Annotated in this window: 13 protein-coding genes and 1 pseudogene; 7 read left to right on the top strand and 7 right to left on the bottom strand. The window is 63.5% G+C overall.

The window, feature by feature from the left end:
- Nucleotides 1-153: 153 nt before the first annotated feature.
- Both AC1D75_RS03320 and AC1D75_RS03315 read right to left on the bottom strand, forming a co-directional pair.
- Entirely contained in the window at nt 154-882 is a 729-nt protein-coding gene (locus AC1D75_RS03320) for a pyrimidine reductase family protein (protein ID WP_495513883.1), read from the bottom strand.
- A complete protein-coding gene (locus AC1D75_RS03315) occupies nt 879-1,385 on the bottom strand; it encodes a flavin reductase family protein (protein ID WP_495515966.1) in 507 nt (168 codons plus the stop codon). The genes AC1D75_RS03320 and AC1D75_RS03315 overlap by 4 nt, the downstream gene beginning before the upstream one ends.
- Before the next feature lie 174 nt (nt 1,386-1,559).
- On the opposite strand from AC1D75_RS03315, the gene sigM reads away from it, so the two are divergent.
- Complete coding sequence (sigM, locus tag AC1D75_RS03310) at nt 1,560-2,150, top strand: RNA polymerase sigma factor SigM (RefSeq protein ID WP_495513882.1); 591 nt, start codon at nt 1,560-1,562, stop codon at nt 2,148-2,150.
- Here sigM and AC1D75_RS03305 read toward each other — a convergent pair.
- Nucleotides 2,145-2,879, bottom strand: coding sequence for a TetR/AcrR family transcriptional regulator (locus tag AC1D75_RS03305; RefSeq protein WP_495513881.1), 735 nt, complete (start codon nt 2,877-2,879; stop codon nt 2,145-2,147). The two genes, sigM and AC1D75_RS03305, sit on opposite strands and share 6 nt — an antisense overlap.
- Before the next feature lie 97 nt (nt 2,880-2,976).
- Here AC1D75_RS03305 and AC1D75_RS03300 point away from each other — a divergent pair, with 97 nt between their 5' ends.
- The 3 genes from AC1D75_RS03300 to AC1D75_RS03290 all read left to right on the top strand — a co-directional run bounded on the left by AC1D75_RS03300 (nt 2,977) and on the right by AC1D75_RS03290 (nt 5,909).
- Complete coding sequence (locus AC1D75_RS03300; RefSeq protein WP_495513880.1) at nt 2,977-4,482, top strand: MFS transporter; 1,506 nt, start codon at nt 2,977-2,979, stop codon at nt 4,480-4,482.
- Between the two features lie 4 nt (nt 4,483-4,486).
- Nucleotides 4,487-5,053 carry a G/U mismatch-specific DNA glycosylase gene (gene mug / locus AC1D75_RS03295; RefSeq protein WP_495513879.1) on the top strand — a complete coding sequence of 189 codons (567 nt, stop codon included), beginning with the start codon at nt 4,487-4,489 and terminating at the stop codon, nt 5,051-5,053.
- Nucleotides 5,054-5,141: 88 nt separating this feature from the next.
- Nucleotides 5,142-5,909, top strand: a complete 768-nt coding sequence (locus tag AC1D75_RS03290; RefSeq protein ID WP_495513878.1) for an RsmA family anti-sigma factor — start codon at nt 5,142-5,144, stop codon at nt 5,907-5,909.
- 171 nt (nt 5,910-6,080) lie between these two features.
- On the opposite strand, the pseudogene AC1D75_RS03285 reads toward AC1D75_RS03290, so the two are convergent.
- Nucleotides 6,081-6,587 (bottom strand): annotated as a pseudogene (locus AC1D75_RS03285) (phosphatase PAP2 family protein); the annotation flags it as partial.
- Nucleotides 6,588-6,797: 210 nt separating this feature from the next.
- Here AC1D75_RS03285 and trxB point away from each other — a divergent pair.
- From trxB to AC1D75_RS03270, 3 genes are all read left to right on the top strand, one after another.
- On the top strand, nt 6,798-7,799 hold the full coding sequence (trxB, locus tag AC1D75_RS03280; RefSeq protein ID WP_495513877.1) for a thioredoxin-disulfide reductase: 1,002 nt from the start codon (nt 6,798-6,800) through the stop codon (nt 7,797-7,799).
- A gap of 67 nt (nt 7,800-7,866) precedes the next feature.
- Nucleotides 7,867-8,199: a thioredoxin gene (gene trxA / locus AC1D75_RS03275; RefSeq protein WP_495513876.1), complete on the top strand. Its 333-nt coding sequence runs from the start codon at nt 7,867-7,869 to the stop codon at nt 8,197-8,199.
- Nucleotides 8,200-8,381: 182 nt separating this feature from the next.
- Nucleotides 8,382-9,560, top strand: a complete 1,179-nt coding sequence (locus AC1D75_RS03270; protein WP_495513875.1) for an N-acetylmuramoyl-L-alanine amidase — start codon at nt 8,382-8,384, stop codon at nt 9,558-9,560.
- Nucleotides 9,561-9,618: 58 nt separating this feature from the next.
- On the opposite strand, the gene AC1D75_RS03265 is transcribed toward AC1D75_RS03270, so the two are convergent.
- From AC1D75_RS03265 to AC1D75_RS03255, 3 genes are all read right to left on the bottom strand, one after another.
- The gene (locus AC1D75_RS03265; RefSeq protein WP_495513874.1) at nt 9,619-10,350 is read right to left on the bottom strand and encodes a hypothetical protein; all 732 of its coding nucleotides are present in this window, start codon (nt 10,348-10,350) and stop codon (nt 9,619-9,621) included.
- Between the two features lie 220 nt (nt 10,351-10,570).
- On the bottom strand, nt 10,571-11,623 hold the full coding sequence (locus tag AC1D75_RS03260) for a ParB/RepB/Spo0J family partition protein (protein WP_495515965.1): 1,053 nt from the start codon (nt 11,621-11,623) through the stop codon (nt 10,571-10,573).
- A gap of 98 nt (nt 11,624-11,721) precedes the next feature.
- A complete protein-coding gene (locus tag AC1D75_RS03255) occupies nt 11,722-12,717 on the bottom strand; it encodes a ParA family protein (RefSeq protein ID WP_495515964.1) in 996 nt (331 codons plus the stop codon).
- Between the last annotated feature and the right edge of the window lie 6 nt (nt 12,718-12,723).

Genomic DNA, 12,723 nt, shown 5'->3' with positions numbered 1-12,723 from the left:
TAGATCTCATGGGGTGCGGGGGATGAAGTGATGGCATTCCTTCCGGGGACGGCATACGGCCGAGAGATCCCCGGAATCTCACCAGTGTAGATCGTCTCCCGACCGCAGCCCGAATGCTGATCTCGATCCCGCTTGCGTAGGCGGCCCACCAGGTCAGCGAACGTATCTCAGGAACAAGAAATTGTCGTGTGCGAGGGCATGCGCGAGCGTCAGGCCACGCGGCTCGGCGAGTCGACCCACAGGGCGCGCCCGAGGGGTATGTTCTTGGAGCCCTGCGAATTTCGGCGCCACCGTCAAACACAATTCGTCGACCAGGTCGGCAGCGGCAAGCGCGTCCAGCAATGTCGGACCGCCCTCGCACAGAATGTGTTTCATCCCACGATCTTTCAGCGCCGCGATTGCCGCCGGAAGGTCGACGGACTCATCGCCGACAGCGATCACGTCGGCTCCGTAATCCTGCGCCCTGGTTCGCGCGCGGGTGGTCGTGACGATGATCGGCGGGGGAGTGGCACCTATCAGTCGTGAGGTTTCGGGTAAGACACCGGTATTGGTGACCACCGCGATCGGCGGTGCGGTCATCGCCCCGCGCTGTTCACGTACCCGCTGGTAGGCGTCTTTCAGGACCACCGGCCCGTAGTTCTCGGCACGCACGGTGCCGGCCCCGACCAACACCACGTCGGCGAAGATTCTCAGAGCCTTCAACAAGGCTTGGTCGGTGGCACCCGAGATCTGGCGTACCCGCCCGTCGAACGCCGCTTCCCCGTCCAGGCTCGTCACCATGTTCGCCCGGACACCCACGGGCGGATCCCCGTACCAGTCGACGGCCAGCGCCGTGATGTCCACCTCACCCGAGGGCAACAACCGAACCTTTGAATCGTTCATGCGTCGTGTCCTGGCTCGAGGTCTCGGACATCGGAGAAACTCACCAGTTCCTGGGTGGCCGCGGGCGTTGTCGCACCGTCAAACGGTTCCACCAGCATTCCTTCGTGGTCCCCGGCGTCGATTCTCCGGACGATTCGGCCGACGAACCACGCGGCCGCATCATCGAGGATCGGCAACCCATGCGGGCCTTCATGCCACTGGCATCGTTTGAACTTGTCCACCTCGTCGCCGGTTTCCGAACCGAACAGGCGCGCGAGGTCGAGGTCCTTACGAGCAAGGACATGCACGGCGAGATACTCCGCATCCTGAGCGACCCCAAAGGTGTGATTGCTCTTGGACACGCCGACGAAGAACCGGGACGGACTGATGCTGGCCTGGCTCGCAAAGCCGACCAGACAGCCTGCCATACGATCCGAAGCGCGGGTCGTCACAACAAACATCGGATAATTCAACTGGCCCACCAGCTGCTCGAAAGCGGGCTCAGAGGATTCCTTTTCATTCACCACTTGCTCATCCTTCGTCACACCAATCACAAACGTTCCTGGACACGTTCTGCTTGCAGTGTCTCCGGGTGGAGTAGAACGCAAACCTCACGGACTCATTTCCCCTGCCGACGGGGGGATACGGATTTGGCGTCTGCCATCGCGTGGAACGTTTGCCTCCATTAGTCTCCACCCATGGCCGAGTGGGGGGAGGTCTGTGGGGATGATGCACGGACTGATGAGGAATTGCTTGCGGCTCACGTGGAGGGGGACTCCGATGCGTTCGGGATACTGATCACGCGGTTGCGGGGTCATTTGTGGGCGGTTGCGCGCCGGACCTCGCATTCTGACGAGGATGCGGCGGACGCTCTGCAGGATGCACTGCTCAACGCACACCGGATGGCCCATCGGTTTCGGGCCGACGCCAAGGTCAGCTCGTGGATGCACCGCATCGTGGTCAACGCATGTCTCGACCGGATTCGCCACAACAAGTCGCGCCTGACAGTGCCGCTACCGGAGTTCGACATCTCCGAGCTGGCAGATCCTCACGACCAGCACGGTGACGTCGACCTGTCGGTCTCGATCGGCCGAGCCCTCGACGCCTTGCCTGCGGATCAGCGAGCAGCCATCGTGGCGGTCGACATCGAGGGATATTCGGTGGCCGAGGCATCGGCGATCCTGGGTGTGCCCACCGGGACGATCAAGAGTCGTTGTGCGCGGGGACGCGCCAAACTTGCTGTGGCGCTGGGACATCTGCGATCTTCGGCCGAAGAGGCCAACTCATAGGCTGTCCATCCGGGCCTCGAGGCCGGCAAAGATGACCTCGAGACCGAAGGTGAGTTCTTCTGTGTAGTAGTCGCCTGGCGTGTTCGCCTCGTCTGTCACCGCCTCGACCAGGTGCGGATAAACCTCGGGGGCAGCAAGTTTCACGATCGATGCCTCAAAGGCACCGTCGTCGGCGGTGACGCCGCGCTCCGTGACCGCACCCAACTGGATGGACTGGCGGACATGATTACGCACAAATCCGTCGACGAGCAGAAGGGACGACAATTTCTGTTGGCCCGACATCGATGTCCCGTCGAAGGCCCGGAGTCCACATTCGGTCCAGCTCAACAGATTTGGGGTGATCGGCGCGGTGTGCATCGGCGCCGTCACGATCCAGGATCGGGATAGGAACACCGTCGCGATCCCGCGCGCCCACCTCTCGAGTCGGGTGCGCCAGTCTCCGGTGGCGGTCAAGGCGGGATCGGCGCGGCCGAAGGCGACGTCGAGCATCACCTGCTGCAGTTCCTCCCGGGAATCGACATAGCGGTACAGCGACATCGTGGTGAGCCCGAGGACCTCCGCGACCGCCTTCATCGTGACCGAGTCCCAGCCCCGCTCATCGGCAAGCGCCACCGCCGCGGCTCCGATGTCTCCGATGGACAGCGACGGCTTGGGGCCTCGACGACCGAGGACCTCCCGTCCCCAGAGGAGCTGCATATGACGCGGCATCGGTCGATCGTCGGTGGTCATGAGGCGATCCTACTAACTGCTTGCCAGATACACAGTTAGCTGCCTAATATCCGTGTACCGCATAAACAGTATTGTTCGTACACAGTTTGGATACCGGATGCCCACCACCCGCTCACCGTGGCTCGCTCTCACGGCCCTGTGCCTCCCGATGCTCATCGTCTCGATGGATGTATCGGTCCTGTTCTTCGCTGTACCGTTCATCTCCGCAGATCTCGATCCGTCGCCCGCGCAACAACTCTGGATCTTCGACATCTACGGATTCGTCCTGGCCGGCCTGCTTCTGACCATGGGCGCGGTTGCCGACCGGGTCGGACATCGCCGCCTGCTGCTCATCGGGGCAATCGGCTTCAGCATTGCCTCGCTGCTCGCGGCCTATGCGACCAGCGCCGAGATGCTCATCGGGGCCCGGGCGCTCCTTGCCGTCTCCGGCGCCACACTGATGCCGTCGACGCTGGCCCTGGTCCGGCACATCTTCATCGACGACACCCAGCGAGCGAAAGCCGTCGCCACCTGGACCGCCGTGATGACCGGGGGAGTTGCGGTCGGCCCGATCATCAGTGGTGCACTGCTGGAACACTTCTGGTGGGGATCAGTGTTCCTGATCAACATTCCGGTGATGGTGCTGCTGCTCGTTGTGGCCCCGATCCTGCTCCCGGGTGACACCGGTGACCGGGCGCGTCGGATCGACATCGTGAGCTCCCTCCTGGCACTGGTCACCATCCTCCCGATCATCGAGGGCATCAAGACGCTCGCGTCCGACGGTTGGGGTCCGGTGCGCGTCGGCTATCTGGTTGTGGGAGTTGCTGCCGGCGTGATGTTCGTGCGCCGCCAACAGCACCTGGCCGAGCCACTGGTCGACCTGACCCAATTTTCCGATCGGCGCTTCTCCACCACCATCTGGATCAACATGATCGCCATGTTCGGCATCCTCGGCAACGCCATCATCGTTACGCAGTACCTGCAGTCGGTCCTCGGTCAGTCGCCGCTGGTCGCGGCACTCTGGAGTCTGCTGCCCTCGGTCGCAATCGCCTTTGTCGCACCATTGACCGCGATCCTGGCCACCCGGGTCGGTCGGCCGCCGGTGATGATCGGCGGGCTACTCGTGGCCGGTGGCGGCTTCGCAATATTGGCGATGTTCACCACAACCGACTCGCTGATCACCGGCCTGATCGGCGCGACATTCCTGGCCGGTGGTCTGGTCGCCACCAGTGCCATGGTCTACGACTACGTGGTCGGGGTTGCGCCCGCGGAGCGCGCGGGTGCCGTGGCCGGACTGCTGGAGACCACCACCGAACTCGGCGGAGCGCTCGGCATCGCGATCCTCGGCAGCGTCGTGAACATGGTGTACCGCAACACATTCGACTACTCGTACCCCGTGGACAACTCCGCGCGAGAGAGCCTGGGTGGTGCCCTCGCCGCAGTCCGGACATCATCTGTGGCAACCGGTGACGAGTTAGCGGCCGCGGCACGGACCGCGTTTGTGCACGGTTTCGTGGTTGCCTCGGTGGTCGGTGCAGTCGTTCTCGTACTCACCGCACTGGCCGCCATCCTCCTGCTCCGTCGACCCACCGACGCCGCGACTGCCCCGGCTGCGGTCTACTGAGGACATGGGTTTCACACACGCCGAACTCGAGTCGTATCGTGATGCAGTCATCCCGGACCTGGTCGGGCCCGACTGCCGACTGTTGTTCGTCGGGATCAATCCGGGATTGTGGACAGCTGCGACCGGTGCCCACTTCGCCCGCCCTGGCAACCGCTTCTATCCCGCGTTGGCCCGCGCCGGAATCGTCGATCGGGTGATCGACGCATCGGAGGGCTATCGCGAAGAGGATCGGAAACTGTTGTTGGACAGCGGTATCGGTATCACCAACCTCGTGCGTCGAGCAACGGCCCGTGCGGATGAGCTGACTCCCGAGGAACTCCAGACCGGTGGCGAAGAACTGATCGCGACGGTCCGCGCGGTGTCGCCGAAGATCATCGCAGTTGCCGGAATCACCGCATACCGCACCGCATTCGGGGAACGGAAGGCGGCGGTAGGTCTTCAGGATCGGACCATCGGCGACATCCCGGTGTGGGTTGTCCCCAACCCCAGCGGACTCAACGCCCACGCCACCATCGACTCACTTGCCGCCGACTACCGCGAGCCGGCCAGGGCCGCGGGAATCGTACGATGACAACTGGTCCACCGAACTTCCGATACCGAGGGAACCGACCGTGCCGCGACGACGTCCTAGCTGAGTATCGAGATGACTGGCCATCGAGATGACGAGGGAAGCAGGGGTCCGCACGATGTTCGGTATCGGCAACCGAGACCACCCAGACAGTGAGTTGCTCGACCCGCCCTACCCCGTAGATGTCATCGCTGACCTGCACGCGGGGGTATACCCCGAAGACTTCGCGAAACTGCTGAAACCTCGGGTACTCGCCGATCCGGACGCCGGTGCCATCTGGTCGGCGCTCGAGGCCACCACTGCCCAGTTGGCCGAGCTACCCGCCTCACCGATCCCGGTCCCGCCGTTCGCACAGGAGCGGATCGATCAAACACTGACTGCACTGGCCGAGGCCGACCGCGGGGGTGCACAGGTCACCTGGCTATCGCGCCGTCGCGGCGCCGTCGCGGCATCGCTCGCGGTAGCCGCCGCGGTGGTCGGGATCGCAGTCGCGGCCACCTTCTCCTTCACGGCCGATTCCCGGGACTCCGAGCGGGCTCCGGTGGCCACGGCCACCGAAGCCACCGACACCCTGACCCCCACCGGCCTGTCGACGGCCACACTTCTCAGCGTCCTCGGCAGCACCGAGAATGAGGGATTCGTGGATCAGGCAGCGCAGGATCGGTGTCTGCTCGCCAATCGAATCGCGCCGTCGACCCAAGTATTGGGGTCCGGATCAATCAACAACGCCGGCGGCCGTGCCGTGGTAATCCTGCTGGCCACCGGCACGATGGGGACGTTCGACGCGCTGGTCGTCGGGACCGACTGCACCACGGGGAACCCGGCGACGATCAGCCGCACCACCATCGGCGACAAGTGAGGCGATCGCCACTGCGGCGACCAGACCGACCGGGGCAACGGCCAGATGTCCGGTGGCCACAGCCCACACCAACGGTCCCACGGCTGCCACCAGGGCGGTGATCGCCCCGACCAGCAGACGATTGCCGCCGTGACTCCGTCCCCGTCCGGTCGACCCGGGCACCAGGTGCATGAGTGCGGCCGCCAGTAGCACCGAGCCGATGAGGTCGCTGGGACGGTGCCAACCCCAGACCATCAGATCCTGCGACACCAGGGTCAGCCACCCGACGCCGGCGATAGCCGCAACCGGAGCGATCGAACGGGGCGCGGCCCGCACGATCGCGGCCACACAACCAGCGGCGGCCGCAGCGTGACCGCTGGGGAAGGTGTTGGCCACCCATCCGAGCCCGTCGAAGTCGGGGCGGGTCAGCAGATCATCGCGCAGAAACTGCGTGAGCAGGATCCCGACAACCGGAAGCACAAGCAGCACAATAATACTGAGCCGACGGCGGGCCAGCAGACCCAATCCGATGATCGCCGTGGCCGACACCACCCACAACCTCAGGTCGGTGACCGAACCCAGACCGACAATGTGGGGGAGATCAGCAGTGGCACCGGTCCCGCGTAGGGATAGGAAGGCCCGTTGATCGGCCCGCTGACCGACTGCGGTGTGCACCGCGACCAGGTAGGTGGCGACCATTGCGGCCGTCAGCGATACGACCCACAACACCGACGACAGCGAGAGCTGTCCTCGGGATGCACGAAGTGGCGACGACCGATACATACGCTCCATGGTGCCGCAGAAGCCTGTGAGTCTTCTCAGGCGCTGCGTCACAACCGTGTCCGGGAACAGAAGCCCTTAGGCTGATGTTTATAAAGCTGTCACCCAGTGAAGGAAAGTGGAGCATCGATGACCTCAGCAGGTACCGACACCGTCTACGACGTGATCATCATCGGATCAGGTCCGGCCGGCTACACGGCAGCCGTTTACGCAGCTCGTGCGGATTTGTCGCCCGTTGTATTCGAGGGCACACAGTTCGGCGGCGCTTTGATGACCACCACTGAGGTCGAGAACTTCCCGGGCTTCCAGAAGGGTATCCAGGGTCCCGAGTTGATGGAGGAGATGCGCGAGCAGGCGATCCGTTTCGGCGCTGACCTGCGCATGGAGGACGTCGACGCAGTCCGCCTGACCGGCGACATCAAGGAGATCGACGCCGGTGGCGAGACCTATCGCGCCAAGGCGGTCATCCTCGCCATGGGGGCAGCGGCCCGTTACCTCGACGTACCCGGCGAGCAAGAACTGCTCGGACGTGGCGTTTCGGCCTGTGCGACCTGTGACGGCTTCTTCTTCCGCGACCAGGACATCGCCGTGATCGGCGGTGGCGACTCTGCGATGGAGGAGGCAACCTTCCTCACCAAGTTCGCACGCTCCGTCACCGTGATCCACCGTCGCGAGGAGTTCCGTGCGTCGAAGATCATGCTGGATCGGGCTCGCGCGAACGACAAGATCCGCTTTGTGACCAACACAACGATCGGTCGCGTTCTCGGTGAGACGTCGGTGACCGGCCTCGAGCTGGTCGACACCGTCACCGGTGAGACCTCGAACCTCGACGTGACCGGCATGTTCGTCGCGATCGGACACGACCCCCGCAGTGAACTGGTCAAGGGCCAGGTCGACCTCGATGCCGACGGCTATGTCCTGGTCGACGGTCGCACGACCTACACCTCGCTGCCCGGTGTCTTTGCGTCCGGCGACCTGGTTGATCACACCTATCAGCAGGCCATCACCGCCGCCGGCTCCGGATGCGCCGCGGCCATCGACGCCGAGCGCTGGCTCGCCGACCAGGCAGATTCGACCGCACCCGAAGTACCGGAAGCCGTCGGAGCAGTGTCGGCCGCCGCCGGGGCCTGAACCGCCCACCAATCGCAGGATCCGTTCATTTGAACGGCCTGCACGTAGCTGTGAAAAGGAGAACACAATGGGAGCAAACACCGTGGTCGTCACCGATGCCACGTTCAAGGAACAGGTACTCGGAGCCGACAAGCCGGTCCTCGTAGATTTCTGGGCCACCTGGTGCGGACCGTGCAAGATGGTCGCCCCGGTCCTCGAGGAGATCGCCGGCGAGAACTCCGGGAAGATCACCGTCGCCAAGCTCGACGTGGACCAGAACCCCAACGTGGCCAGGGACTTTCAGATCATGTCGATCCCGACCATGATTCTGTTCGAAGACGGTAAGCCCACCAAGACCATCGTTGGCGCGAAGGGCAAGGCAGCTCTGCTGCGCGAGCTCGACGGGGTCATCGGCAAGTAATATCGCCTCAGGGCGCAACGGCCAGACATCAGCAGCGTGACCTTAAAGGTTCCGTTCTGGTGCCTGGCCGTATTGGCTCTGTCATCCGATTGCTGAGACACTTGCAAACGAGTTCGTGTCCCGGCTCATCGAGGTCCGTATTGTCGTCAGTTCGTGTTGTTGTTAGAAGGAAGGCCACTCCGATGCCGTTGTTCCGGTTGGGGGATCACGGATCCGCTGTCGCCGAAATACGGGCAATCCTGACCAATCAGGGTTTGCTGGCCGACACCGTTCCCCTGTTGGGTCGTGTGGTCGATACAAACGGTTGGGCGCCGCCCGAAGCCGTCTTCGATGCCGAAACCGACCAGGCCGTTCGGGCATTTCAGCAGCAACGTGGCCTGCTTGTCGACGGAATCGTCGGCCCGGCCACCTTCGGAGCACTTCATGAGGCCTCGTATCGCCTCGGCGCCCGCGTTCTGTTCTATCAACTGTCGGCCCCCATGCACGGCGACGACGTGGCAACGCTGCAATCTCGACTGCAGAATCTCGGTTACTACACCGGCCTGGTCGACGGCCACTTCGGTGGCGACACCTACGCCGCGCTGTGCAACTACCAGAGCGAGTTCGGACTCAGTGCCGACGGCATCTGCGGACCGGCCACTTTGCGATCCCTGGAACTGCTCGGAACCCGTGTCACCGGTGGTTCTCCCCACGCCATTCGCGAAGAGGAGCACGTCCGTCGTCTCGGACCGCAGCTGTCCGGCAAACGCATTGTCATCGATCCCGGCTCCGGTGGTGACCATCCCGGTGCCGATCCGGCCGAATCGGCCATCGAAGCCGAGATCCTCTGGGATCTCGCGCGCCGTCTCGAGGGCCGGATGATCGCGGCAGGCATGGAGACCTTCCTGTCGCGTGCCGAGGATCAGAACCCGTCGGACGAAGAGCGCGCCGAGATCGCGAATTCCATTGGCGGCGATCTACTTATCGCGTTGCGCTGTGCGCACTACCCGAACAGCCTGGCCAGTGGTGTGGCCTGCTTCCACTTCGGAACCCCGCATGGATCGACGTCCACGATCGGCCGTTCGCTCTCGGGCTTCATCCAGCGCGAGATCGTTGCCAGAACCGAACTGCGAGACTGCCGCTCGCATGAACGTACCTGGGACATCCTGCGCCGCAGTCGGATGCCTGCGGTCCAGTTGGACATCGGCTACATCAGCAATCTTCACGACGCCACCGAGCTGAGCAACCCAGCGGTACGCGACACGATCGCGGAGGCAATTCTTGTCGCGGTCAAGCGCCTGTACCTTTTGGAACGCGACGACCAACCCACCGGCACCTACACGTTTGCCGGATTGCTCGCGTCCGAACAGATCCCGCGCTAGTCCAGGTTCCGCACCGGGTTGCACGGAACCCGTTCGGCCCCGGAAATATTCGAACGAGTCAGGGCTGAGTCAGCGCCGTAGTGTGCCCGCGTCGTCCAACGGTCACCGCGGTACGTTCCCGACCGGCCACGTCGATGGCGGCCATCACAACCAACTTCTCGAGTGCGCTCTCGACGCCGGCTTTCCAGCCGAGGTCGCTGTCGAGCTCCAGCCGCAACCGGGGGAAGCGGTGGTGTGCTGACACCACGTCGAAGCCTGATTCTTTGAGGAACTCCGCGTCGATCATGCAGCGCGGGCAAATGGTCTCGTCGCCGACGATCTCGCCGTTGCCCTGTTCCACGCTCAGGTCGGCGCGTTCGGATCGCACGATCCCGAACGCCTCGACCGCGCGCACTCCACGACGGGTGAGGTCGACGATGACAGCCCGCACCAGATCCTCGGCGGCATTGTCATGACCGGGGTCCACCCACATCGAGGAAAGGATCACAGCGTCGGCGGAAACCGGCGAAGTGGGGAAGAGGGCCGAGCGGGGGACGCTGAGTGGGGAACCGTAGAACGCGGCTCCGACCACCTTGCCGGTCTTGCGGTTGATCGCAACCTGTCCGCACGTGCCCCACTCGAGCAGGATCATCGAGACCCACGCCTCTTTGTCGAACTCGCTCGCGAAGGGTTCTCCACCCACCGTGTCGGGGATCAGCTTCGGTTGCATCTCCCAGAACACACAGCGCCGACCGTGCACGGGAAGTGACTCGAACCCGTCCATGGTGAGCGGCGTTATCGTTACCGACACGGACCCGCCGCCTCCTGAAAACACGTCATTGGACCAAATACTGCGAAGAACACGTCTCAGCATATGCGATGACGGAATCCAGTTCGCATCGAGCGATGGTGAACGCCAATTCTGTTGTCACAACACGTCTTTCATCAATATCAGAGCCTATTGTTCGCATTGTTGTCACTGTGACGTTTCACCCGCACCCACCGGTACCCGAGATTTCGCGGTGAATTTTCTAACTCTGCGCGATGATGTCCACCAGCCGCTCGAGATCGCCAACCGACCCGAATTCCACCGTAATCTTGCCTTTGCGCTTGCCCATCGCGACCGTCACGCGGGTATCGAGCTTGTCCGAAAGTCGCTCGGCCACGTCCTGCAGGCCCGGCATCTGCATCGGTTTGCGTTTCTGAGGAAGGGGAGTGGTCTTACCGTCGTCGCGGTTGGCCAACGTCACTGCTTCTTCGGTCGCACGCACCGACATACCCTCGGCAACAATCCGGGCCGCCAGAACTTCCTGTGCGTCCGCTCCGGCCTCGAGTGAGAGCAGCGCCCGCGCATGACCCGCCGACAGCACGCCTGCGGCAACCCGGCGCTGGACCGGGATGGGAAGGCGGAGCAGCCGGATCATGTTGGTGATCACCGGGCGTGAGCGCCCCAGTCGGCTCGCCAGTTCATCGTGGGTGACGCCGAACTCTTCGAGCAGCTGTTGGTACGCGGCTGCCTCTTCCAGAGGATTGAGCTGCACGCGGTGGATGTTCTCCAGCAGTGCGTCGCGCAGCATGTCGCCGTCGGCGGTCTCCCGGATGATTGCCGGGATCTTCTCCAGACCGGCTTCCTGGCTCGCTCGCCAACGGCGCTCACCCATGACGAGTTGGTACTCGGCAGTGCCTTCGGGTTCGGCCAGCCGGCGCACCACGATCGGCTGCATGAGCCCGAACTCGCGAATGGAGTGGACCAGTTCGGCCAATGCCTCTTCGTCGAACGCCGTCCGCGGCTGTTGCGGGTTGGGCTGAATCCGACTGGGTTCGATCTCTTCGTAGATCGCCCCCACATCATCGATTCCATCCGGATCGGTGATGGATGGGGGAGTGGGTACCGGAGCACTCGCCGTGTCTGTGCCGGTCGGCTTACCCTGTTTGTCGCCACTACCGGTGTCGCTGACGGTGTCGCCTGCGATGTCACCGGTGGACGATGCTGCCGTGGTACGGCCGCTACCGAACATCACGTCGGTGGCGGCCGAACCCATCTTCGGCCCGTCGGCGGGACCGGTGGGAATCAGTGCGGCCAGGCCACGTCCGAGACCACCTTTGCGTGGTGCGGCTTTTGCCGGCTTGGCGGCGCCCGTTGCTTTCGCGGGGTTCGCTTTCGCAGAGTTCTTGTTGTCGGTCACTGCCGGCCCTCCACATCTTCTCGTTCAGATCGCAACGCCAATTCACGACCGGCGTCCAGGTAACTCATTGCTCCACGTGAACCCGGGTCGTACTCGATGATCGTGCTGCCGTATCCCGGGGCCTCAGAGACCTTCACGCTGCGTGGAATGACGGCGTTGAGCACTCGGTCACCGAAGTGCGCACGGACGCTCTCAGCGACCTGATCGGCAAGCTTCGTCCGGCCGTCATACATCGTCAGGACCACGGTCGACACATGCAACGCGGGGTTCAGATGGGCCTGCACCAAGTTGATGTTCGAGAGCAACTGACTCACGCCCTCGAGAGCGTAGTACTCGCACTGGATCGGGATCAGGACCTCTTGGGCCGCGACCATCGCGTTGATCGTCAGCAGGCCGAGGGACGGCGGGCAGTCGATCAGGACGAAGTCGAAGTCATAGCGATCGAGCGTCTCGCGGTCGAGTGCATTCCGGAGGCGATTCTCACGGGCCACCATCGACACCAACTCGATCTCGGCGCCGGCCAGATCCAGTGTCGCCGGGACACAGAAGAGATTCTCGTTACTGGAGCTCTGGACGATGGTGTCTGCGAAATCGACCTCACCGATAAGGAGCTCGTACACCGACGGAACGCCCGAACGGTGATCCACACCGAGCGCCGTACTCGCGTTGCCCTGGGGATCGAGATCGATCACCAGGACCCGGAGCTGGTGGACCGCCAACGCTGCCGCCAGATTGACCGCCGTGGTGGTTTTGCCGACGCCGCCCTTCTGGTTGGCGATCGTGATGATCCGAGTGCGCGCGGGGCGGGGGAGGGAACCCGAACCTCCCGGCGTCAGTACCCGGCTGGCACGCTCGGCCGCCGCGGCAATAGGGGTGTCGTAGTGGGGTTGGGGTCTGGCCTCATATCCGGTGGTTTCACGTGAAACCGTTTCACGTGAAACATTCGGTTCATTGGACACGCTATCGCTCCTTCGGCTACGCCTACCGAACATTCTGCG

Source organism: Williamsia sp. Y712, assembly GCF_059445525.1.
The sequence above is the reverse complement of the archived record's forward strand: the minus strand, read 5'-3'. Positions and strand labels throughout refer to the sequence as shown.